General features: G+C 58.5%; 24 protein-coding genes and 1 pseudogene. 8 read left to right on the forward strand and 17 right to left on the reverse strand.

Going from position 1 to position 21,018, the window contains the following annotated elements; translation table 11 throughout:
- The first annotated feature begins 96 nt into the window (after positions 1 to 96).
- The 4 genes from G6L97_RS11795 (at position 97) to bfr (ending at position 3,153) form a co-directional block, all read left to right on the forward strand.
- The gene (locus tag G6L97_RS11795; protein ID WP_111782543.1) at positions 97 to 1,275 is read left to right on the forward strand and encodes an acetyl-CoA C-acetyltransferase; all 1,179 of its coding nucleotides are present in this window, start codon (positions 97 to 99) and stop codon (positions 1,273 to 1,275) included.
- Between the two features lie 127 nt (positions 1,276 to 1,402).
- Complete coding sequence (gene phbB, locus G6L97_RS11800; RefSeq protein ID WP_111782542.1) at positions 1,403 to 2,128, forward strand: acetoacetyl-CoA reductase; 726 nt, start codon at positions 1,403 to 1,405, stop codon at positions 2,126 to 2,128.
- Positions 2,129 to 2,390: 262 nt separating this feature from the next.
- Complete coding sequence (locus G6L97_RS11805; protein ID WP_013636971.1) at positions 2,391 to 2,702, forward strand: (2Fe-2S)-binding protein; 312 nt, start codon at positions 2,391 to 2,393, stop codon at positions 2,700 to 2,702.
- Positions 2,668 to 3,153, forward strand: a complete 486-nt coding sequence (gene bfr / locus G6L97_RS11810; RefSeq protein WP_003516472.1) for a bacterioferritin — start codon at positions 2,668 to 2,670, stop codon at positions 3,151 to 3,153. The genes G6L97_RS11805 and bfr overlap by 35 nt, the downstream gene beginning before the upstream one ends.
- Before the next feature lie 48 nt (positions 3,154 to 3,201).
- On the opposite strand, the gene G6L97_RS11815 is transcribed toward bfr, so the two are convergent.
- From G6L97_RS11815 to rplU, 14 genes and pseudogenes are all read right to left on the reverse strand, one after another.
- A complete protein-coding gene (locus tag G6L97_RS11815; RefSeq protein WP_013636972.1) occupies positions 3,202 to 3,714 on the reverse strand; it encodes an RNA pyrophosphohydrolase in 513 nt (170 codons plus the stop codon).
- A 58-nt stretch (positions 3,715 to 3,772) separates the two neighbouring features.
- Positions 3,773 to 4,972: a divergent polysaccharide deacetylase family protein gene (locus G6L97_RS11820; protein ID WP_080800022.1), complete on the reverse strand. Its 1,200-nt coding sequence runs from the start codon at positions 4,970 to 4,972 to the stop codon at positions 3,773 to 3,775.
- Positions 4,973 to 5,035: 63 nt separating this feature from the next.
- Positions 5,036 to 6,361 (reverse strand): S41 family peptidase, encoded by a 1,326-nt coding sequence (locus G6L97_RS11825; RefSeq protein ID WP_003516467.1) that lies wholly within the window; start codon positions 6,359 to 6,361, stop codon positions 5,036 to 5,038.
- Positions 6,351 to 7,757, reverse strand: coding sequence for a murein hydrolase activator EnvC family protein (locus G6L97_RS11830; protein WP_003516466.1), 1,407 nt, complete (start codon positions 7,755 to 7,757; stop codon positions 6,351 to 6,353). Before G6L97_RS11830 ends, G6L97_RS11825 begins: the two co-directional genes overlap by 11 nt.
- 159 nt (positions 7,758 to 7,916) lie before the next feature.
- On the reverse strand, positions 7,917 to 8,399 hold the full coding sequence (gene rlmH, locus G6L97_RS11835; RefSeq protein ID WP_111782541.1) for a 23S rRNA (pseudouridine(1915)-N(3))-methyltransferase RlmH: 483 nt from the start codon (positions 8,397 to 8,399) through the stop codon (positions 7,917 to 7,919).
- A 158-nt stretch (positions 8,400 to 8,557) separates the two neighbouring features.
- A pseudogene (gene rsfS / locus G6L97_RS28145) lies at positions 8,558 to 9,002 on the reverse strand (ribosome silencing factor).
- Between the two features lie 94 nt (positions 9,003 to 9,096).
- Entirely contained in the window at positions 9,097 to 9,681 is a 585-nt protein-coding gene (locus G6L97_RS11845; RefSeq protein ID WP_075807713.1) for a nicotinate-nucleotide adenylyltransferase, read from the reverse strand.
- Between the two features lie 42 nt (positions 9,682 to 9,723).
- Positions 9,724 to 11,010, reverse strand: a complete 1,287-nt coding sequence (locus tag G6L97_RS11850) for a glutamate-5-semialdehyde dehydrogenase (RefSeq protein ID WP_162632946.1) — start codon at positions 11,008 to 11,010, stop codon at positions 9,724 to 9,726.
- Positions 11,003 to 12,172, reverse strand: a complete 1,170-nt coding sequence (gene proB, locus G6L97_RS11855; protein WP_111782540.1) for a glutamate 5-kinase — start codon at positions 12,170 to 12,172, stop codon at positions 11,003 to 11,005. The genes G6L97_RS11850 and proB overlap by 8 nt, the downstream gene beginning before the upstream one ends.
- Positions 12,169 to 13,236 carry a GTPase ObgE gene (gene obgE / locus G6L97_RS11860; protein WP_003516456.1) on the reverse strand — a complete coding sequence of 356 codons (1,068 nt, stop codon included), beginning with the start codon at positions 13,234 to 13,236 and terminating at the stop codon, positions 12,169 to 12,171. Before obgE ends, proB begins: the two co-directional genes overlap by 4 nt.
- Before the next feature lie 168 nt (positions 13,237 to 13,404).
- Complete coding sequence (locus G6L97_RS11865; RefSeq protein WP_065662945.1) at positions 13,405 to 13,995, reverse strand: GNAT family N-acetyltransferase; 591 nt, start codon at positions 13,993 to 13,995, stop codon at positions 13,405 to 13,407.
- Positions 13,992 to 14,624 (reverse strand): GNAT family N-acetyltransferase, encoded by a 633-nt coding sequence (locus G6L97_RS11870; protein ID WP_003516453.1) that lies wholly within the window; start codon positions 14,622 to 14,624, stop codon positions 13,992 to 13,994. The genes G6L97_RS11865 and G6L97_RS11870 overlap by 4 nt, the downstream gene beginning before the upstream one ends.
- A gap of 131 nt (positions 14,625 to 14,755) precedes the next feature.
- Positions 14,756 to 15,025 carry a 50S ribosomal protein L27 gene (rpmA, locus tag G6L97_RS11875; protein ID WP_003492686.1) on the reverse strand — a complete coding sequence of 90 codons (270 nt, stop codon included), beginning with the start codon at positions 15,023 to 15,025 and terminating at the stop codon, positions 14,756 to 14,758.
- 40 nt (positions 15,026 to 15,065) lie between these two features.
- Positions 15,066 to 15,380 carry a 50S ribosomal protein L21 gene (rplU, locus tag G6L97_RS11880; protein ID WP_003516451.1) on the reverse strand — a complete coding sequence of 105 codons (315 nt, stop codon included), beginning with the start codon at positions 15,378 to 15,380 and terminating at the stop codon, positions 15,066 to 15,068.
- Positions 15,381 to 15,708: 328 nt separating this feature from the next.
- On the opposite strand from rplU, the gene G6L97_RS11885 reads away from it, so the two are divergent.
- The gene (locus tag G6L97_RS11885) at positions 15,709 to 16,149 is read left to right on the forward strand and encodes a metallopeptidase family protein (protein ID WP_003516449.1); all 441 of its coding nucleotides are present in this window, start codon (positions 15,709 to 15,711) and stop codon (positions 16,147 to 16,149) included.
- A 21-nt stretch (positions 16,150 to 16,170) separates the two neighbouring features.
- On the opposite strand, the gene G6L97_RS11890 is transcribed toward G6L97_RS11885, so the two are convergent.
- Together G6L97_RS11890 and G6L97_RS11895 are read right to left on the reverse strand one after the other, a co-directional pair.
- Entirely contained in the window at positions 16,171 to 16,377 is a 207-nt protein-coding gene (locus G6L97_RS11890; protein WP_003505258.1) for a DUF1737 domain-containing protein, read from the reverse strand.
- Positions 16,374 to 17,285, reverse strand: coding sequence for an HpcH/HpaI aldolase/citrate lyase family protein (locus G6L97_RS11895; RefSeq protein WP_065705106.1), 912 nt, complete (start codon positions 17,283 to 17,285; stop codon positions 16,374 to 16,376). Before G6L97_RS11895 ends, G6L97_RS11890 begins: the two co-directional genes overlap by 4 nt.
- Positions 17,286 to 17,394: 109 nt before the next feature.
- On the opposite strand from G6L97_RS11895, the gene G6L97_RS11900 reads away from it, so the two are divergent.
- The 3 genes from G6L97_RS11900 to leuB all read left to right on the forward strand — a co-directional run bounded on the left by G6L97_RS11900 (position 17,395) and on the right by leuB (position 19,734).
- On the forward strand, positions 17,395 to 17,625 hold the full coding sequence (locus G6L97_RS11900) for a hypothetical protein (protein WP_003516445.1): 231 nt from the start codon (positions 17,395 to 17,397) through the stop codon (positions 17,623 to 17,625).
- A gap of 165 nt (positions 17,626 to 17,790) precedes the next feature.
- Positions 17,791 to 18,396 (forward strand): 3-isopropylmalate dehydratase small subunit, encoded by a 606-nt coding sequence (gene leuD, locus G6L97_RS11905; RefSeq protein WP_065705105.1) that lies wholly within the window; start codon positions 17,791 to 17,793, stop codon positions 18,394 to 18,396.
- Positions 18,397 to 18,621: 225 nt separating this feature from the next.
- Positions 18,622 to 19,734: a 3-isopropylmalate dehydrogenase gene (gene leuB, locus G6L97_RS11910; protein WP_003516442.1), complete on the forward strand. Its 1,113-nt coding sequence runs from the start codon at positions 18,622 to 18,624 to the stop codon at positions 19,732 to 19,734.
- Here the strand turns inward: leuB and G6L97_RS11915 are convergent.
- Positions 19,715 to 20,965 (reverse strand): cytochrome-c peroxidase, encoded by a 1,251-nt coding sequence (locus G6L97_RS11915; protein ID WP_065705103.1) that lies wholly within the window; start codon positions 20,963 to 20,965, stop codon positions 19,715 to 19,717. The genes leuB and G6L97_RS11915 overlap by 20 nt on opposite strands.
- Positions 20,966 to 21,018: the final 53 nt, after the last annotated feature.

Genomic DNA, 21,018 nt, shown 5'->3' on the forward strand with positions numbered 1-21,018 from the left:
TCCGGCTTGATTTAGCAACATCTTTTAAAGCAACTTTCGGCATTTGACTTGTATTCAAAGCTTTGCCAGTCTCCGCCCGCAAGTGAGGAGAAACAGATGACGCCTTCAATCGTGATTGCCAGCGCTGCGCGCACTGCCGTCGGTTCTTTCAATGGTGGCTTTGCCAATACGCCCGCCCACGAGCTTGGGGCAACCGTCATCAACGCCGTCCTGGAGCGCGCCGGTGTCGCAGCCCGTGAAATCGATGAGGTCATCCTCGGTCAGGTGTTGACGGCAGGCGAAGGGCAGAACCCGGCGCGGCAGGCGGCAATGAAAGCCGGCATTCCGCAGGAAGCAACCGCCTTCGGCATCAATCAGCTATGCGGTTCCGGCCTGCGCGCTGTCGCACTCGGCATGCAGCAGATCGTTACCGGCGACGCGGCCATCATCATTGCCGGCGGGCAGGAATCCATGTCCATGGCGCCCCATTGTGCCCATTTGCGTGGCGGCGTGAAGATGGGCGATTTCAAGATGATTGACACCATGCTGAAAGACGGCCTGACGGATGCCTTTTACGGCTACCACATGGGCATAACCGCCGAGAACATCGCCCGGCAATGGCAGCTTTCCCGTGATGAACAGGACCAGTTCGCTGTCGCATCGCAAAACAAGGCCGAAGCCGCACAGAGCGCCGGCCGTTTTGCAGATGAGATCGTGGCTTTCTCGGTCACGGGCCGCAAGGCAGATATCATCATCGATGCTGACGAACACATCCGTACCGGTGTTTCGCTGGAAACCATGGCAAAGCTGCGCCCCGCCTTCGACAAGGAGGGCACGGTAACGGCCGGCAACGCCTCCGGCCTCAATGATGGCGCTGCTGCCACACTTTTGATGTCGGAGCAGGAAGCGGCAAAGCGCGGTATCAAACCGCTGGCGCGCATCGCCTCCTGGGCGACGGCGGGTGTCGATCCGCAGATCATGGGAACCGGCCCCATCCCCGCCTCACGCAAGGCGCTGGCCAAGGCAGGCTGGTCGATCGGCGATATCGGCCTCGTTGAGGCCAACGAAGCCTTTGCCGCCCAGTCCTGCGCTGTCGTGCGTGAGCTTGGTCTTGATCCTGATATCGTCAACGTCAATGGCGGTGCGATCGCCATCGGCCATCCGATTGGCGCATCCGGCGCCCGTGTCCTGAACACGCTGATTTTCGAGATGCGCCGCCGCAACGTATCGAAGGGGCTCGCGACGCTCTGCATCGGCGGCGGCATGGGTGTTGCCATGTGCATCGAGGCGCTCTGAAAACCGCCTTGCGGCCTTCCAAAAAGCAATTCCGGTTCAGCGGCCAATAGGGTAGAAGCGGTCTCCCATTGGCCGCATTTCTGTGGCCGTTGAGCACGGCTAAAATAGTTCAGGAAATGGAGGCCATATGAGCCGGGTTGCGTTGATTTCGGGCGGGACAAGCGGCATAGGCGCAGCAATAGCCCGCGCCTTGCAGGCAGCCGGCTACCAGGTGGCCGTCAACTACGCCTTCACGACCGATAGGGCAGAGGCCTTCCAGAAAGAAACCGGCATCCCCGCGTTTCAATGGGACGTGCGAGACTATGATGCCTGCGTAAAAGGCATAGCCCAGGTTGAAGAGGCCTTCGGCCCCGTCGAGGTTCTCGTCAACAATGCCGGCATCACCCGCGATGCGATGTTTCACAAGATGACACCGCAGCAATGGCGCGAGGTGATCGACACCAACCTCACCGGCGTCTTCAACATGACGCATCCAGTCTGGTTGGGTATGCGCGACCGCGGCTTCGGTCGCATCGTCAATATTTCCTCCATCAATGGCCAGAAGGGCCAGGCAGGCCAGGTCAACTATTCAGCCTCAAAGGCTGGCGATATCGGCTTCACCAAGGCGCTCGCCCAGGAAGGCGCAAGCCGCAACATTACCGTCAACGCCATCTGCCCCGGTTACATCGGCACGGAGATGGTGAGGGCTATACCGGAGAAAGTGCTGGCCGAGCGGATCGTGCCGCAAATCCCGATCGGGCGCCTGGGCGAACCGGAAGAAATCGCGCGCTGCGTCCTTTTTCTCGTGTCGGACGAGGCCGGTTTCATAACCGGCTCCACGATGACCGCAAATGGCGGGCAATATTTCGCCTGAGATCGGCACCCTTTCTAACGGGAAGGAAGCAGGTAAACTTTTCGTGATATCCGCCCTGATAATATCGCCACGCACAAAAACTTGATCGAAAAATACCGCAATATAGGAACTGCTAAACTAATGAAAATACGACAGTTTTCGTATAGTTTAGAATGAATCCAGAGTTCACTTTCGGATATCCTTGGAGGTTTTTCTTGACAGTGGGTGTCCTGTTTTGGTTTAAGAACGAAAACAACGTGTTGCGTCATACAGGCAGTCGATCATGCTGGTTTGCAGCTGCAATTACATCACCGACCACGATATCCGGGACGTCATTAACGAGCTCCTCGATGAGGACTGTTGGCAGCTTATCGTTCCGGCAAAAGTGTATCATGCCATGGAAAAACGTGGCCGCTGCTGCGGCTGTTTCCCGACTGTCGTCGACCTGATCATACAGACAACCGAAGAATATCACGCCCGTCGCCACTCGACGGAAGCAGATGTTTTTGATTTTATGTCCCGCTTGAAGCGATTCCATGAAGAGAACAGGAGAGCGGACATTGAAAGGCGACACAAGAGTCATCGAGCGGCTTAACGAAGCCCTTTTTCTAGAACTCGGTGCGGTAAACCAGTATTGGCTTCACTACCGACTTCTGAATGACTGGGGCTACACCAAGCTTGCAAAGAAGGAGCGTGCGGAATCCATCGAAGAGATGCAGCACGCCGACAAGATCATCGATCGTATCATTTTCCTGGAAGGTCATCCCAACCTCCAGACCCTGGCTCCCCTGCGCATCGGTCAGAACGTCAAGGAAGTGCTCGAAGCCGATCTGGCGGGCGAATATGACGCACGGACGTCCTATAAGAAATCGCGCGACATCTGTTCCGAGGCCGGAGACTATGTCTCGATGAAGCTGTTCGAAGCACTGCTGATCGACGAGGAAGGTCACATCGACTTCCTTGAGACCCAGCTCGAACTGCTCGGCAAGATCGGTGCGGAAAAATACGGCCAACTCAACGCCGATTCCGCCAACGAGGCAGAATAAGCTTTCGCAATCGACCAAAGAAAAGGCGGCCAGTGGCCGCCTTTTTTATTACTTGCCGGCAAGGTGCCGGAATTCCGCAACCACTTTCTCGTAGACCGCGCGCTTGAAGGGCACGATGAGCTCTGGCAGGCTTTCCATCGGCTTCCAGTCCCAGGCGTCGAATTCAGCCGTATGCCCTGTTGGAGGTGGGTCGATCTGGATTTCGCTTTCGTCGCCATCGAAACGGAAGGCAAACCAGCGTTGCGCCTGCCCGCGATACTTGCCTCTCAGGCCGATGCCGATCAGTTCGGGCGGCAGATCATAATGGATCCAGTCGCTCGCTTCCGCCAGCAAAGTCACCGTTTTCATCCCCGTCTCTTCGTAAAGTTCGCGAATGGCGGCCGTCAAAGGCCGTTCACCGTCATCGATGCCGCCCTGCGGCATCTGCCACAATTGCGGTGAACCGTCATATTCCGAATTGCCTTCCCTGATGCGCCGGCCGGCCCAGACAAGGCCTTCGGCGTTCAGAACCATAATCCCCGCACAGGGACGGTAAGGCAAATCTTCTGCTTTGATTGTCATTGGAAACCCGCACTGTCTGCGCGCCGAAAAGGCGCTAAGGAATGGCCGCGCAGAAGGTTTACTGCCCCGCCTGCTGCGAAACAAGCGCAGAAACACCAACGATCTCAATACCACGACCGCCCGCCTCCCGCGACCACTTCGAGATTGCAGCGATGCTTTCGTCAAAAGCCGAGGCAACGCCGATCGCCTGACCGTTACGTCGCGCGATCCGCTCCAATTCGTCCAGCTTGCGCAGGATAGTGGCTTCGGTGACCTCACCGTCAAGCAGAACATCGGCAAAGCCCTGCGGCGCGGAAATGGCTTTGGCAATCCCGCCGCTCAGCGATTGCGCCGAAGAGGCATCGTCCAGAAAAAGCAACCCGCGCTTGCCGATATCGCGCATGACCGGCTCCAGCGCCGCCTGCTCGGAAAGGAAACGCCCGCCGAGATAATTCATGATGCCAGTATAATTGGTAATCTTCGCCATGGAGCGATGCAACCGGTCGATATTGACCTTAGCGGGATCGCTCGCCAGCAGCGTGTCCGGGCCGGGATTGGTGCCGGGATACCCGAAGGGCTCCAGCGGTATCTGGAGAAGGATTTCATGCCCCTCACGGCGTGCTTCCTGCATCCAGCGCTGCAGGCTGTTACCGCTTGCAGCAAAACCGAGCGTCACCTCCGGCGGCAGTTCCCGGATCGCCTTTTGCGAACCCGTCTGGCTGAGGCCAAGACCACCGACCACGATCGCCACCCGGGTGCCGCGTGCGCCGGACCACGGCCGGGCATATTGCTCCATCGGCCGCAAACCATCGGCACCGACGACGGGCAATCTGCCGAATGCGGTTTCTTCCAGCAATGCATCATTGGGCCGCGTGGCCATGCGCGGATCCTGACCGTAGGTCTGGCCGCTCATCAGCACCGGTCCGTCGCTGTCACGGGGGCGAGGAGAATAGACCGATACCACATTGCCATCCGGCATCGTCGCCCGATTTATATTCGCGCCGGAGCGGCCGCTTTCCGGCTTCAGACCAGCCGTGTCGTCAGGATCCGCCACATCGGCTGCTGCTGTTTTCGGAGCATCTTCGGGGAGCTGGGGCTGGGTGTCCGGCCCGGAAGCCGTCTTCTGGAGATTACCGGGCGACAGGGCCGTATAGACGGAAAGCCCGCCGATCGTCAGAACTGCAAGCGCGGACAGAACCATAATGACGGAAAAGCGCCGGTTGATACCGGCGCTTTTTTTCTGTCGACCCAGAAGCGGTTTTCGCAGGTCAGAAGGCAATGAACGATCCGTCCAAACGGTTAGGCAATCGAGAAAATGCGCCGGCTGGCCGGCGCATCCATCTTACTGCTTGTTGACCACAGCCTTGTCCGGGTTCGGCGGGAACGACGGATCGGTCTTGGCACCGCGCAACAGGTCCAGCGCATAATTCAGCTGGATATCGTCCTTGGCTTCCGGCGGAACGTAAGCGGAAGAACCCGAACCTTCGTCCGTTTCGCTCTGGCCCTTGATATGGCCGGTCAGGCTGGATTCACCTTCGGTCGTGACACGGCCCTGCAATTCCGGCGGCAGCGGCTGTTCGACCTTGATATCAGGCGTAATGCCCGTGCCCTGGATCGATTTGCCAGACGGCGTGTAATAAAGCGCCGTGGTCAGACGCAGCGCGCCGGCCTCGCCGAGCGGGATGATCGTCTGGACCGAACCCTTGCCGAAGGAGCGGGTGCCGACCACAGTCGCGCGACGCAGATCCTGCAGCGCACCGGCGACGATTTCAGACGCCGAAGCAGAGCCACCGTTGATGAGCACGATAACCGGCTTGCCATCGGTCAGATCGCCAGCTGTCGCATTGAAGCGACGGGTCTCGTCCGGGTTACGGCCACGGGTCGAAACGACTTCGCCACGCTGGAGGAAGGCGTCGGAAACATTGATCGCCTGATCGAGCAGACCACCGGGGTTGAGACGCAGATCGAGCACGTAGCCCTTCAGCTTGTCAGCCGGCACATCCGTCTTAATCTTCTTGATCGCCTTTTCGAGATCGTCATAGGTCTTCTCGGTAAATGAGATGACGCGGAGATAACCGACATCGCCCTCGACACGGGACTTGACCGCGCGTACGGCAATCACATCACGCATGACGGTGAATTCGAGCGGTTTGTCGGCGCCCTGGCGGATGATCGTCAGCTTGATCGGCGTCTTGACCGCGCCGCGCATCTTCTCGACCGCCTGCTCCAGCTTCAGACCGCGAACCGGCGTACCGTCGATTTCCGAAATATAGTCGCCGGCAAGAATGCCTGCGCGCGAAGCAGGCGTGTCGTCCATCGGCGAGATGACTTTGACCAGTTCATTTTCCATGGTCACTTCGATGCCGAGACCGCCGAACTCACCCTTGGTCTGGGTGCGCATGTCGTTGGCGTCCTTGGCATTCATGAAGCTCGAATGCGGATCAAGCGAGCTGAGCATGCCGTTGATGGCATTTTCGACCAGCTTCTCGTCATCCGGCGGCGTCACATATTGCGCACGCACCCGTTCGAACACGTCGCCAAATATTGACAGTTCCTTATAGGTCGAAGGCCCGGCCGCCTGTGCCGGCATGCTCGCCGAATAAATCACACTCATCGCCGTGGCGCCCATAAGCCCACCGATAAGGAGAAGCGAAACCTTACGAATCATTGTGCGCCCTTCCGGTATTTTTTGCGGTCCACCAAGGTTGGGAATCAACCGGCACACCATCTTTCCTGAACTCAATGTAGAGCGTTGGCCGGTCGGTTTCCAGCGCCAATGCTGCTGCACTCGCTACTCTTTTTGCACCCATGGAGGCGATTGGCTCTCCGGAGAACACAAACATTCCCTGCCGTGTCCTCACATTGTCCATTCCCGTCATGACCACATGGTATCCGTCACCCGTATTGAGGATGATCATTCGGCCGTAACTGCGAAAATCTCCGGCAAATACAACAAAGCCGTCTGCCGGTGCCGTCACGATGGCCTCAGGTCCGGTCGCGACGACAATTCCCTTGGAAAAGTGGCCCGTACCATCCGCATCGCCGAACCGGCGCAACACATCTCCAGCCACCGGCAGGTCCAGCTTTGCCTTCAAACTCGCGAAGGGATATGCGGGCGCAATACGGTTTTTATCGGGCATTCCTGCCTCGGCTGCGGCACGCTCCTTCTCACGTTCCGCTTCGGAAAGACGGGCCACGCGCTGCTCTTCCGCACGCGCCCTTTCCATAGCTTCCCGCACCGAACTGATCTCACTTTCAAGCGAACCGACCAGACCCTCGAGGCTGGTCGCCTTGCTTGCAAGCTCCTCGGATCGCTTGCGTTCCACCTCCAGCGCCGCGGCCGTCTGCGAATTTCTGCGGTCGTTTTCAGCAAGCAGCAGGTCGAGGCGTTTTTCCTCTTCCAGACTTGCCGTCATCATACCCGTAAGATCGTCCTTTTCGCGAGCGATTGCCTGCCTGACGTCGGTCAATTCTTTGAGAGCAGAAACCAGCTTGTCGGTCTCACCGCGAATGCCGGGCACGACGGCGCCGAGAAGGATGGCGCTGCGCACCGAAGCCAGCGCATCATCAGGCGAAACGAGAAGGGCGGGGGGAGGGTTTCTGCCCATACGCTGCAGCGCCGCCAGAACCTCCGCCAGCACGCCACGCCTCTCGCGCAGGGATGCCTTGACGCCATCTTCGCGGACCGAAAGCTTGGCCAGACGATCCTCGCCATCGCTGATCTTGGTTTCCAGTGCCTTGCGGCGCGCAGCCGACGCTATCAGCTCGTCGCGGATACGGGCGCTATCCTGATTAAGGGAAGCAATGCTTTCCTCGAGATTTCGGGTCTTGTCTTCCGAAAGTCCGATGCTGTCGACCAGCTCTTCCAGATCCTGGCGGTTCTGATCACGGCGCTTTTCCAGCGTCTGAAGCGCCTCCGGCGACGAATCACCCTCACCAGCAGGCGCAGCACCCGCATCATCACGCGAAAAGGCGCGTTCAACGGGGGAAATCCCCAGGACAAGGACAGCGAAAACCGCGCCCGCGAGGGCAGCGTGGCGTTTTCGTTGAGACCTCTTGTCCATTTGAACTTTCTTTGATGCCGAAGCAGGAGCGCCGATATTAGGGATTTTGCCCCAATCTTCCAAGAGGCCAGAAACAGGCTGGCTTCAAAGCCTTCACGCCTTTCCGTCTCGCGAAGCTTCATGTTGAAATTGAGACAATTTTCCACATGAAGATCACGCTCAAACGCGATGATAGGGATGACCGGAGAGAATGGTGACGGCGCGGTAAAGCTGTTCGGCGATCAGAATACGAACGATCTGGTGCGGCCATGTGAGCTTGCCGAGATTAAGAACGGCCGCCGCTCTGTCGTAAAGTGCAGGATCTAGGCCGTCGGCGCCACCAATCGCAATCACGAGGTCGCGCTTGCCGCTATCACGCAGATCGCCAAAAAATGAGGCAAAGGCCGGGCTATCCAGCGCCTTGCCGCGCTCGTCCAGCAGCACGAGCACGGTACCATCAGCCAGATGTTTTTCCAGCATCGCCGCTTCTTCGCGCTTGCGCGTCTCCGCGTTCGATGCCCGGCTTTCCGCGACCTCGATCACGCGCAAAAACTCCAACCCGATCGCCGGGCCGGTCTTGGCAAGGCGTTCGATATAACGGGTCGCAAGATCCTTTTCCGGGCCGGATTTCAGCCGTCCCACCGCAAAAATCGAAATCCGCATCGCAAACCTGCATCCATCGTGACCCAACAGGGTCACGCTCTTAACAGCATAGCCTACGGATTCCTATGCGGCCGGCTTGCTTTCCGACCACGCACATCGATCCGAAATCAAAAATGATATTCGGGAGGCCCGATGTGCGACGTCAAAGGCTCACCGCATCAATGCAGCGTGTCTTCCGGCATTTCCGGCGTCGCCCACATTTTTTCAATGTTGTAGAAGACACGGATTTCCGGACGGAACACATGAACGATGATATCGCCGGTATCGATCAGCACCCAATCTCCGGTCTCCAGACCTTCGACGCGGGCGCTTCCAAACCCTTCATCCTTCATATCCTTGAGAAGATGCTCGCAGATCGCCGAGACATGCCTGTTCGATCGCCCGGAGACCACCACCATGTAGTCCGCAAGCGCCGATTTTCCGGCAATGTCGAGAGATACGATATCTTCAGCCTTGGAGTCCTCGAGGCTCGCGAGGACGGTTTCGAGGGCGTGGTCGGCGGCATCGGCGCCACTGTCCTGACCCTTCGGGATAGCAACAAATGCTCTTCCCTTGGCGTGTACTGTTGTCAGAGGTTTTCCCTTTCCAAGAATGACAAAACAGGCACTGGCGACGCGAATCTGTGCGTCACCAGATTAAGGTGGCACCAAAGCATTAACTTTTCAAGATATGGAGCCTTCAACGGCTGTCGCATACATCATTTGTGATTATTGCGGAGCGCCGTCGAACTGAGCGTGGAACGCGGACCATGGATAAAGACCCAGGCAGGCGCCTTTTTTTTCCACAAAACACCCGCATCATCCTCATCGATCCGCGCCTGGCTATAGGCCTGCGCCATGGTGGAGGAGAGGTAGGAGAGGGTGGAACCCGGCCGGTCGATCACCGCAATCGGAAAGGTCTCGGCGATCCTTCGCCATTGTTGCCAGCGATGGAAGCTTTTCAGATTGTCGGCTCCCATGATCCAGATGAAGCGGACATGCGGATTTTTTGCTTTCACCTTGGCAAGCGTATTGGCCGTGTAGCTGATCCCCAGCGATTTTTCAAAAGCCGTCACCTTGATGCGGGGATCGCTGACCAGCCTTTCGCAGGCAGCGATACGATCCTCCAGAGACGCCAGTTCCGAGCGGCTTTTCAGCGGATTGCCTGGCGTCACCATCCACCAGAGCTGGTCTAGACCCAGCCTGCGAAGCGCTATTTCGGCAACAAGGGCATGGCCGGCATGCGGCGGATTGAAGGAGCCGCCAAACAGCCCGACGACCATGCCGCGCTCCGCATGCGGCATGGTGAGATAACGTCTGTCGAGGCGTGTTTCGACCAGCAACTATCAGGTCCGCGTCTGACCGGTGCCATGCACGCGGTATTTGAACGACGTGAGCTGCTCGACACCAACAGGGCCGCGTGCATGCATCTTGCCCGTGGCGATGCCGATTTCCGCACCCATTCCGAATTCACCGCCATCGGCAAATTGCGTGGAAGCGTTATGCAGCAGAATGGCCGAATCGAGTTCGTTGAAGAAACGCTCGACCACCGCTGGGTCCTCGGCGATCACCGCCTCCGTGTGGTTGGACGAATAGGTGCTGATATGGTCGATCGCGCCTGAAATACCGTCCACGACAGCAACCGAAATGATCGCATCGAGATATTCGGTGCGCCAGTCATCTTCCGTTGCGGCTTTCAAGCCCTCGACAACATTACGCACGGCCTGCGAACCGCGTACTTCACAACCGGCCTCGATCAGGCCCTTGACGAGCGGTTCAAGATGCGTGGCAACAACAGCGGCATCCACCAGCAGCGTTTCCGCCGCGCCGCAAATGCCGGTGCGGCGCATCTTGGCATTCACGACGATGCGTTTCGCCATGTCGAGATCGGCCGATCCGTCGACATAGATATGGCAAATACCTTCCAGATGCGCAAAGACCGGAACCCGCGCCTCAGACTGCACCCGCGCAACCAGGCTTTTGCCGCCGCGCGGCACAATCACATCAACCGTGCCATTCAATCCACCAAGAAGCGCGCCCACGGCAGCGCGGTCGGTGACCGGCACCAGCTGAATGGCATGCTCGGGAAGACCGGCGATCTTCAGGCCCTCGACGAGGCAGGCATGGATAGCACGCGATGAATGTTGCGAATCCGAGCCGCCGCGCAGGATGACCGAATTGCCCGCCTTGAGGCAGAGCGCGCCGGCATCTGCAGTCACATTCGGGCGGCTCTCGTAAATCACGCCGATGACGCCAAGCGGCGTGCGCACGCGCTCGATCTTCAGACCGTTCGGGCGATCCCAGACGGCAATAACTTCGCCAACCGGATCAGGCAGCGCGGCAACCGAGCGGATGCCTTCGGCGATACCGGCGATCCGCGCATCGTCAAGCGTAAGCCTGTCGATGAAGGAAGCGGCAAGGCCGCTATTATCCGCCGCCGCCAGATCTTTCCTGTTGGCGGCAAGGATCGTTTCCCTCGACGCCTCGATGGCGGACGCCATGGCGAGAAGCGCACGTTTTTTCTGATCCGTACCTGCGATGGACAACGGTCGCGAAGCAGCTTTTGCCTGTGCACCGATGGTCATCATCAGTGCATCAATATCATGGCTCTGCTTCACGGCCTGTTCAGGCATGGACCTCATCCTTTTCAGTATTTTTAACTTTCACGGCGGCACCCGCCATCACCAGATCGTCACGATGGATCATCGCCGCACGCCCGACATAGCCAAGTATCGCCTCGATCTCGTTGGACTTGTGACCGATGATAAGACGCGCCTCTTCCGCATCGTAGCCTGCAAGGCCGCGCGCGACCTCTCGGCCTTCAACGCCGATAATGGCAATCGCATCGCCGCGTCCAAAATTGCCCTTCACCACCCGCACGCCCGCGGGAAGCAGGCTTTTACCGGCATAGAGCGCTTTTTCCGCACCCGCATCCACATGAATCTCACCTGCCGGCTGCAACTGACCGGCAATCCAGGTCTTTCGCGCCGTCACCGGTGTGCCTGATGGCGCAAACCACGAGGAGCGGGCGCCGTTTTCGATGGCCTTCAACGGATTGAGCGTCTTGCCGGAAGCGATGATCATGCCGCAGCCGGCAGCGGTCGCGATCTTGCCGGCATCGATCTTGGTGCGCATGCCGCCGCGTGAAAGCTCGGAAGCCGCACCGCCTGCCATGGCCTCAATCTCGGGCGTAATATCTGCAATCGTCTCAAGGAACTTCGCATCCGGATCAAGATGCGGCGGAGCCGTGTAAAGCCCGTCGATATCAGACAGCAATACCAGAAGATCGGCACCGGTCATGGTGGCCACGCGGGCGGCCAGACGGTCATTGTCGCCGTAGCGGATTTCGGTGGTTGCCACCGTGTCGTTTTCATTGATGATCGGAATGGCACCGATCTTCAGCAGCTGGTTGATGGTGGCGCGCGCATTGAGGTAACGGCGGCGCTCCTCGGTGTCGGACAGCGTCAGCAGAATCTGGCCAGCGACGATCTCATGCCGCGACAGGCTTTCCGACCATGCCCGCGCCAGAGCGATCTGGCCGACGGCCGCCGCTGCCTGGCTTTCCTCCAGCTTCAATGCGCCGGAGGGCAGACCGAGCACCGTGCGGCCGAGCGCGATGGCGCCAGAAGACACCACCTGAACATCTGCGCCGTTTTTCTTCAGCGCAGCGATGTCCTCGCAAATGGCGTCGAGCCAATCTTTCTTGAGCCCGCTTTTCCGGTCCACCAGAAGTGCCGAACCGATCTTGATGACGATCCGGTGGTGGCTACCCAGCGGTTTGCGGGTGAGGCTCATAGGCGATCGTCCTCTTCCTCGGCCTCGCTATCCACAGGCATTGAGCGGTCGGGAAGGGCGGTCTCGCCGCCATTGCTTGCCGAGACGATGATATCGCGAAGGGCGCGCAGCGCCTCCGTCATACCAATGTGGGCAGCGGCAGACAGAAGGAGCGGAGGACGGCCGCAGGCCTTTTCCAGTTCCTTTGCCTTCTTTTTCAGTTCTTTTTCGTCCAGCACGTCGATCTGCGAAAGCGCCACGATTTCTGGCTTGTCGGTCAGCCCGCCACCATAGGCATCCAGTTCGGCCTTAACAGTCTTATAGGCCTGCCCGACCTTTTCTTCCTGCGCGGAGACGAGATGCAGAAGCACACGGGTGCGCTCCACGTGGCCGAGGAAACGGTCGCCGATGCCCACACCCTCATGCGCGCCTTCGATCAGGCCGGGAATGTCGGCCAGCACGAATTCACGGCCGTCGATGGTCGCGACGCCGAGATTCGGATGCAGGGTCGTGAATGGATAATTGGCGATCTTCGGCCGCGCGCGCGTCACGGTCGCGAGGAATGTCGACTTACCTGCATTCGGCAGACCAACGAGACCGGCGTCAGCGATCAGCTTCAGGCGAAGCCAGAGCGTCTTTTCTTCGCCCGCAAGGCCCGGATTGGCATGGGTCGGCGCCTGATTGGTCGAAGACTTGAAATAGGCGTTGCCGAAACCGCCGTTACCGCCAGCGGCAAGACGAAAACGCTGGCCTTCCTTTGTCAGGTCGACGATCAGCGTCTCGTTGTCTTCCTCGAAAATCTGCGTGCCGACAGGCACTTTCAGAACCACGTCGGAACCCTTGGCGCCGGTGCGGGTCTTACCCATGCCGTGCTGTCCGATCGAGGCCTTGAAATGCTGCTGAAAGCGGAAGTCGATCAGCGTGTTCAGACCGTTGACCACCTCGATCCAGACGTCGCCGCCGCGTCCGCCATCGCCGCCATCAGGGCCGCCGAACTCGATGAATTTTTCGCGTCGGAAGGAAACGGCGCCCGCGCCGCCATCACCGGACTTGATATAGATTTTTGCTTCATCGAGAAATTTCATCGGACTGCCGTTCTGTCGGTTTGCGGGCACATCAGCTCAAGGCGTTGTGCCAAACAAAAATATCGTCGTTTCGAATACAAGCGCTTCTCCACAAGGTCAAAGACTATCGTGCGGGAAGCGCCTGCGTGAGACAAGGCCGGTTTGCGGCAACCGGCCTTGTTTTGATTGTCAGCGGTGCTGCTGAACGAAATCCTCAGCCGTGATCGCCGTATCGATATGCGCCACCATCGCAGCACGCGCCGTGGCGTAAATCTGGTGGCAGCCGGTCACCCGGAAGCCCAGTTTTTCCTGCACGCGCAGCGAAGCCGGATTATCCGCAAACACACCGGAATGGAGAACCACACCGGGCATGCGGCGGAAGAACCGCTCGACCACGGCGGCCACCGCCTCGGTCATATAACCCTTGCCCCAGTAGAACCGGTTCAGCCAGTAGCCGAGATGCCACTCGCCGTGCCGCAATTCGACCGAGACGACGCCGATGAGTGTATCGTCACCGCTTGTGATGGCGAAATCCCAATCGGGCAGGGTGCCTGAAGTACGCAGGACCAGCCATTCCAGCGCATCCTGTCGATGATACGGCGCGGGAACACGGGCCAGCATCCTGGTCACGGCAAAATCGCCAAGCGATTCCGCAATGCTGCCGGCATCGGAAAGCCGCTGCGGACGCAGCACCAGACGCGACGTCTCGATGACCGGGCAGGGGCCGGGCGGCGCGACCGTCGCAGTTGCACGGTGACGGGTAAGCTCGATCGTGCTCATCCCATGTCCCCCCAGCTCTTCAGCGAAACCCAGGTCTTGCGGTCCAGCCTGTACCATTCTACCGGTACCATACCACCCAATGCCAGCGAACCGACCATGCCGGAGCCCTGGAACTGGAAACCGCACTTCTGGATGACCCGGCGCGAGGGGATGTTGGTGACCCGGCAGCGGGCATCGATCTGGTCGATTTCACGCGTGCGGAAGGCCATGTCGATCAGCGCATGCGTGGCTTCGGTCATGTAGCCCCGGTTCCAGTAGGGTTCCCCCAGCCAGTAACCGATTTCCAGCGTCTTTTCGTCTTCCTGCGGTTCAAGCGCGCAGCAACCCAGAAACTCGCCATTGTCCATGCGGGTAATCGCATAGACGCACTTGCCGATCTCGCCAGCATTGGTGCGTCGCACGAAGTCCGCGGCGTCTTTGGCCGTGTACGGGTGCGGCATACGCGACACCATGGTCGCGATATTGGCATTGTTGGCAAGATGGGCAAGGGCGTCGATGTCTTCTTCGTGAGGCTTGCGTAAAACCAGCCTCTGCGACAGTAAAACGGGGCAATCGCTCCTCGACCGATCGGGCCTCGGCCGCTCTTCGGGTGACCGTGATTGGTCAACCCTCAACAATTCAGCTTGCATGGTTCAGTCCCTCCTGGGGGTTAAAGAAAAAGGGGAGTTGGGTGGTACCCCATCTCCCCTGTTTTCTTGACTGAACCTGATACGTCTCAGCCGGGTCGATGGGACACCGGCTGCATATGACGCTTACCGGCTTATTCTGCGGCTTCCGCTTTCGGGGCCACGGATACGAATACGCGGCCGTTGGCCTTCGTACGGAAGTTCACGTTACCTGCGGTCAGTGCGAAAATCGTGTGGTCCTTGCCGATGCCAACGTTGGCGCCCGGATGCCACTGGGTTCCGCGCTGACGCAGAATAATGTTGCCTGGAATGACAGCTTCGCCGCCGAACTTCTTTACGCCAAGGCGCTTGGATTCGGAATCGCGACCGTTACGCGATGAACCGCCAGCTTTTTTGTGTGCCATTGGAGTTCTCCTTTAAACCTTGTTTCCCGTGTCGCGCCTATCAGGCAGCAACGATGTCCGTGATGCGGACGACAGTGTGATGCTGACGATGGCCGCGCGAACGCTTGGAGTTCTGACGACGACGCTTCTTGAAGGCGATGACCTTCTTGCCGCGATTGTGCTCGACAACTTCAGCCTTGACGATGGCACCCTTGACAAAGGGAGCACCGAACTGAGCGTCGGCGCCTTCGCCGATCACGAGAACTTCGGTGAATTCTACGGTTGCGCCTGCCTCTGCTTCCAGCTTTTCGATGGTCAGCACGGCATCGGCCGCTACGCGGTACTGCTTACCGCCGGTCTTGATGACTGCGAACATTTGTTATCCTTTCATGTTCGTTCCGGCTCTGCCCGCCAAAGCAAGCTGGCCGTCTTTTTATCAGTCGGAGTAGCGGAAATCCGTCAGGACTGAATGCCCTTTTGAAAGTCTGCCGGTGAAGCCGCCTTTGAGGGGCGGAATAAACAGAAGGCGCAATACGCCATCAATTTGGGTGCGAATTACGCGAGACATCAGTTTATGTCAAGATGACGGATGTTTGAAAAGTAACTCTAACGCCAAGAATTTCATGCTTTTTTGGCAAGCGAAGCAGTCAGGTCTCGAAATTTGCGCAGCAAGTGTTTATATGGGCCTTCAACAAGGAGCAGAAATGGCCCGCATAGACCAGACCGACGATTGGCGGGACCGCCATGCGCCGACACTTTCCGCCTTCGAGTCGCTTGCGATCGAGGCATATGGCCACCTGCCAGAAGAATTCCGTGCATTGACCAAGGATCTCGTCATCGAGATCTCTGATTTCCCAACAGACGAAGTGTTCGAGGACATGGCGCTCGAAACACCGTTCGACTTGCTGGGATTGTTCGAGGGGCGCGGTATCTCCGAACGTTTCACCATGGAAACCGGCGAGATGGTGAACCGCATCACGCTTTATCGCCGCCCCATTCTCGACTACTGGGCCGAGAATGAGGAAACGCTAGGCGACATCATCACCCATGTCCTCATCCACGAGATCGGCCATCACTTCGGCCTGTCGGATGACGACATGGAGCGGATCGAAGAAAGCGCCGACGAGGCCGCGGCGGAGCGCTGAGCCCGCCGGCAGCCACTCCTCTTATTGCTCGCCGAGCTTCATATCCGGGTGGTATTCCTTGCCCTCGACCACCTTGGTCACGGCCTGGCCGCAATGCATGACGCCGCTTGCGGCGTTGAAGGCGTAGCTGGGTGAACCGGCAAGTTCCCACCCCTTGTTCAGAGCTTCGGTGACCCGGTGACAGAACTTCGCGTCATCGGGACCTGTAATGAAACGATAGACCTTCACGTCTTTTGCGCCTTTCGTTGTGCGATGATATCGGCCATGGCGACCAGCCTTTCGGCTTGGCTAACATGCAGCCGTTCGATCATCCGCCCGTTCATGTTGATGACGTTCAATTCCACAGATTCGGGTTTTGCGAAAGCGTCAATAATCACCCTGGCTTCAGCGACAGCGGCCTCATCGGGGCCGAAGTGACGATTGGCGGGCTCGATCTGGGCCGGGTGGATCAGCATCTTGCCATCGAAGCCCATGGCGTGGCCCTGCTCGCACTCGGTGCCAAAAGCCGCGATATCGCGAAAATCATTCGACACGCTATCGATGACATCAAGCCCATAGGCGCGGGCGGCAAGCACCACCTGCATCATCCATGGCACGAGGTAGGTTCGCCCGGGCACGGAAGGAACCCGTGTCTCCTTGCGCAGATCGTTGAGTCCGAGGACGAAAGCGGCAAGCCGTCCATCCGGCGTATGGGCAGCGTCAGCAATGGACGCTGCGTTCAACACACCGAGCGGCGTCTCGATCATCGCCCAGATTTTCAAGCCCTGGGGCGCATCGGCCTCCGCCAGAAGATCGGCCACATCGTTAATATCGGCGGGCTGCTCTACCTTCGGTAATAATACCGCATCCGGCCGGCAGGAAAGCACGAGCTTTAAATCCTCCATACCATCCGGCGTTGACAGCGGATTGATACGGATAATGATCTCGCGTCCCGCAAAGTGCGCATCCGAAAACAGCCTGCCCAGATTCTCTCGCGCTTCGCCCTTCACATCGGGTGCAACGGAATCCTCCAGATCGAGAATAACCCCATCGCAATCGAGATCGCGGATTTTTTCGAGCGCCCTGACATTGATTGCCGGAACCGACAGCAGCGAACGGCGCGGTCTCACAGGAATATTTTCGAAAAAATTAGTCATGCCGCACTTGTGTCAAGCTTTTGTGACATCTGCAACACCACAATCCACTGAATCCTCTTGCAAGCCGGAAGAAGAAGGCCCACATTCGTCTGGAAAGAAAGGTTGAATCATGCAAGGCATCCGTTCATTTTTCATTGCCGCATCCGGCATCGCACTTCTGGCTTTGGTGGCTCTTTTTACCGCCTCGCTTACGGTCGCTTTTATCGGCGTGCTCGCCGTTCTCAGCGCTGCCCGTCTGCTTTCGGCGCGTATGAAGCCGGCACCCATTCCGGTCAAGCCCCGCAACCAGCGCGACATGCGCGTCTGGAACGACGGCAAAGGCACGATCATCGATCTCTGAGATCGTTAATCCTGCCAAAATGCGAGAACGCTGCACGCGGCGTACCGAAGAATGCGGGTTTGCGCTTCTAAAGCGATCCGTTTTGCAGTATTTCCCGACAGAAAATATCCGGCGGGCGTCAGTCCTCGCCGGATTTTGTGACCAGGGAAACACGGGAAGCGACAGATGGAAAAATTCACCAAGCTGACGGGCGTTGCTGCGCCCATGCCGGTCGTCAATATCGACACCGATATGATCATTCCCAAAGACTATCTTAAGACCATCAAGCGCACGGGTCTTGGCACCGGCCTTTTTGCCGAGTCGCGTTATCTCGAAGATGGCTCGCCCAATCCAGATTTTGTGCTGAACAAGCCCGCTTACCAGAACGCCCAGATCCTCGTCGCGGGCGATAATTTTGGCTGCGGCTCTTCGCGCGAACATGCACCATGGGCGCTTCTCGATTTCGGCATCCGCTGCGTGATCTCCACCAGCTTCGCCGATATCTTTTATAACAACTGTTTCAAGAACGGCATTCTGCCTGTCGTCGTCAGCCCCGAGAATCTCGAAAAGCTGTTGGACGACGCCTCGCGCGGCTCGAACGCCGTTCTGTCCATCGATCTGGAACGTCAGGAAATCAGCGGCCCTGATGGCGGCACGATCACCTTCGAGATCGATGAATTCAAGCGCCATTGCATGCTGAACGGCCTCGACGACATCGGCCTGACACTGGAGCATTCCGGCGCCATCGACACGTTCGAAAAGGCAACTGCCTCGGTCCGCCCCTGGGCCTGACCGCACTTCTATCCTCTTTTAAAAGCCGATCCCGTACAAAACCGTACCGGATCGGCTTTTGCTTTGCTTGAAATGCCGTTGAGGCGGGGATAAGAAGCCCCCGATCCCGTTCGGCTGGCGATGTGACTTGTGAGGCGGCAGGACGGAAACGAGTTTGACGCCGCGCTCGCCGCAATCGAAAACCCTTCATGATGGTTTCCGGCGCGCCGCCCAAGGAGGGTTCTCATGACAGTCCGCACGCTTTTCCTTCTGCCCGGTGACGGTATCGGCCCCGAGGCCATGGCCGAAGTCCGCAAACTGATCGACTATATGAACAGCGCGAAAAATGCCGGCTTCACCACGCAGGAAGGTCTGGTCGGCGGCTCCGCTTATGATGCCCATGGCGTCGCGATTTCCGACGCAGATATGGAAAAGGCCCTTGCCGCCGATGCGATCCTGTTTGGCGCCGTGGGCGGCCCGAAGTGGGATGGCGTTCCCTACGAACACCGCCCGGAAGCCGGCCTGCTTCGCCTGCGCAAGGATCTCGAACTTTTCGCCAACCTGCGCCCCGCCATCTGCTACCCGGCACTTGCCGAAGCCTCCTCACTGAAGCCGGAGCTGGTAGAGGGTCTCGATATCCTCATCGTCCGCGAATTGACGGGCGGTGTCTATTTCGGCGAGCCCAAGCAGATCATCGACCTCGGCAACGGCCAGAAGCGCGGTATCGACACGCAGATCTACGACACCTTCGAGATCGAGCGCATCGCCAGCGTCGCTTTCGAACTGGCACGCACACGCGACAACCGCGTCTGCTCCATGGAGAAGCGCAACGTCATGAAGTCTGGCGTTTTGTGGAACCAGGTCGTCACCGAAACCCACGCTGCGAAATACAAGGACGTTCAGCTGGAGCATATGCTGGCCGATGCCGGCGGCATGCAGCTGGTGCGCAAGCCCAAACAGTTCGACGTGATCGTGACCGACAACCTCTTCGGCGACATGCTTTCCGACGTCGCTGCCATGCTGACGGGCTCGCTCGGCATGCTGCCGTCGGCATCGCTTGGTGCACCAGATGCCAAGACCGGCAAGCGCAAGGCCATGTACGAGCCGGTGCACGGTTCGGCACCTGACATTGCCGGCAAGGGCATCGCCAACCCCATTGCCATGATCGCGTCATTCGCCATGTGCCTGCGCTATTCGTTCAATATGGTTGATGAGGCAACGAAGCTCGAAACTGCAATTGCGAACGTGCTCGACAAGGGCATCCGCACCGCCGACATCATGTCCGACGGTTCCCGTCAGGTCAGCACCTCCGAAATGGGTGACGCGGTTCTCGCAGAATTCAAGGCGCTTTCGGCGTGACGCTGACGGCAACCGGTTGGGCAGGCGGCACGGTCGCTTGCCCATCTTCCTTTGGCAAAAGATGTTCATATCTTTTGTCAGTCAGCGTCTTCAAAAAGGCGACGATGGCGTCCACACGCTTGTCGTCCAGCGCCGGTGCGGAAGTCAGCTCTGTCATAGCGATATTATCAGGCACTTCCGGCGCATCCCAGGTTTTACCCGTTTCAGGGTTGATCTGCCGGCTGGGTTTCTTGCTTTTGTATTTCACGTAAAACAGCACCACCGTGCGCAGATCCTTAAACACGCCATTGTGCATGTAGGGACCAGTGACGGCGACGTTGCGAAGAGTAGGCACCTTGAACTTGCCGCGCTGAGCCGGATCGCCGGCCACGGCGGGATTTTGCGCCAATCCGAGATCGACCGCATCCGGCTTGGAGCCGTTGGCTGCCCTGACCGACGTGTTGGCCGGAACACCGATGTTGAAATATTTGTGGTTGGTGAAGAGGCCGTCTTCCAAACCCTTGGCGCCACGGATTTCATGGCAGGTATTGCAATTGGTGAACTGTGTCGAGGAGATCAGAACCCGGCCCAGCTCCTCCTGATCGGTCAGCTTTTCTTCGCCGCGCAGGAAACGGTCATACCTGGAATCGAAGGTGGAGAATTCATCGGAACGCTCGAAGCTCGCCAGCGCCTTGGTCATCGCAGCAAAGGCGCCTTCGTCACTCTGGAAAACATCGCTGCCGAACTGTGTGCCGAACGCCGCAACATAATCAGGGTTTTCCTTCAGCCGTTTGACGACAGAGGCTTTATCCGGCATGCCCATTTCGATCGGGTTGAGCGGTGGTCCACCCGCCTGGTCTTCCAGCAGGGAGGCACGACCATCCCAGAATTGCCCGCCGACATACTCTCCCGCAGCGTTCCTGCCGAATGGCGGCGTGAACCGGGCATAGGCTGCAGTCGGCGCATTGCGGTCGCCCAGCGAAATCCCGTCATCGCCGAGAGAGACGTCCCGCCCGACCTTGTCGCTTTCGCGCGCATCGGAAAAACCCGCCGCCTGCATATGGCAGGTGGAACACGCCATCGTCCGGTTCATGGAGAGATTGGCATCATCGAACAGCGCCGCGCCGAGTTTTTCAAGCGTTGCATAATCTTCGCCGCCATGAGCCCGCATTTGACCAGCACCGATCTCGAGCGGAACCGGTATCATGGCCACGGCAAGGGCGGCAGAAATGAATAGGCGCAGTCTTTTCATTGAAATAGCGTTTCGGAAACTCGGGACGACAGTGGCTATATAGCACTTACCTA

It is taken from the genome of Agrobacterium tumefaciens, assembly GCF_013318015.2.
GTDB classification, from domain to species: Bacteria; Pseudomonadota; Alphaproteobacteria; order Rhizobiales; family Rhizobiaceae; genus Agrobacterium; species Agrobacterium tumefaciens.

Excerpts from the sequence above, each read along its gene's own strand:
- G6L97_RS11795 (WP_111782543.1), top strand. The coding sequence starts at position 97 with ATGACGCCTTCAATCGTGATTGCCAGCGCTGCGCGCACTGCCGTCGGT.
- phbB (WP_111782542.1), top strand. The coding sequence starts at position 1,403 with ATGAGCCGGGTTGCGTTGATTTCGGGCGGGACAAGCGGCATAGGCGCA.
- G6L97_RS11805 (WP_013636971.1), top strand. The coding sequence starts at position 2,391 with ATGCTGGTTTGCAGCTGCAATTACATCACCGACCACGATATCCGGGAC.
- G6L97_RS11815 (WP_013636972.1), bottom strand. The coding sequence starts at position 3,714 with ATGACAATCAAAGCAGAAGATTTGCCTTACCGTCCCTGTGCGGGGATT.
- G6L97_RS11825 (WP_003516467.1), bottom strand. The coding sequence starts at position 6,361 with ATGATTCGTAAGGTTTCGCTTCTCCTTATCGGTGGGCTTATGGGCGCC.
- G6L97_RS11830 (WP_003516466.1), bottom strand. The coding sequence starts at position 7,757 with ATGGACAAGAGGTCTCAACGAAAACGCCACGCTGCCCTCGCGGGCGCG.
- rlmH (WP_111782541.1), bottom strand. The coding sequence starts at position 8,399 with ATGCGGATTTCGATTTTTGCGGTGGGACGGCTGAAATCCGGCCCGGAA.
- G6L97_RS11845 (WP_075807713.1), bottom strand. The coding sequence starts at position 9,681 with ATGCCGCATGCGGAGCGCGGCATGGTCGTCGGGCTGTTTGGCGGCTCC.
- G6L97_RS11850 (WP_162632946.1), bottom strand. The coding sequence starts at position 11,010 with ATGCCTGAACAGGCCGTGAAGCAGAGCCATGATATTGATGCACTGATG.
- proB (WP_111782540.1), bottom strand. The coding sequence starts at position 12,172 with ATGAGCCTCACCCGCAAACCGCTGGGTAGCCACCACCGGATCGTCATC.
- obgE (WP_003516456.1), bottom strand. The coding sequence starts at position 13,236 with ATGAAATTTCTCGATGAAGCAAAAATCTATATCAAGTCCGGTGATGGC.
- G6L97_RS11865 (WP_065662945.1), bottom strand. The coding sequence starts at position 13,995 with ATGAGCACGATCGAGCTTACCCGTCACCGTGCAACTGCGACGGTCGCG.
- G6L97_RS11870 (WP_003516453.1), bottom strand. The coding sequence starts at position 14,624 with ATGCAAGCTGAATTGTTGAGGGTTGACCAATCACGGTCACCCGAAGAG.
- rpmA (WP_003492686.1), bottom strand. The coding sequence starts at position 15,025 with ATGGCACACAAAAAAGCTGGCGGTTCATCGCGTAACGGTCGCGATTCC.
- rplU (WP_003516451.1), bottom strand. The coding sequence starts at position 15,380 with ATGTTCGCAGTCATCAAGACCGGCGGTAAGCAGTACCGCGTAGCGGCC.
- G6L97_RS11885 (WP_003516449.1), top strand. The coding sequence starts at position 15,709 with ATGGCCCGCATAGACCAGACCGACGATTGGCGGGACCGCCATGCGCCG.
- G6L97_RS11895 (WP_065705106.1), bottom strand. The coding sequence starts at position 17,285 with ATGACTAATTTTTTCGAAAATATTCCTGTGAGACCGCGCCGTTCGCTG.
- G6L97_RS11900 (WP_003516445.1), top strand. The coding sequence starts at position 17,395 with ATGCAAGGCATCCGTTCATTTTTCATTGCCGCATCCGGCATCGCACTT.
- leuD (WP_065705105.1), top strand. The coding sequence starts at position 17,791 with ATGGAAAAATTCACCAAGCTGACGGGCGTTGCTGCGCCCATGCCGGTC.
- leuB (WP_003516442.1), top strand. The coding sequence starts at position 18,622 with ATGACAGTCCGCACGCTTTTCCTTCTGCCCGGTGACGGTATCGGCCCC.
- G6L97_RS11915 (WP_065705103.1), bottom strand. The coding sequence starts at position 20,965 with ATGAAAAGACTGCGCCTATTCATTTCTGCCGCCCTTGCCGTGGCCATG.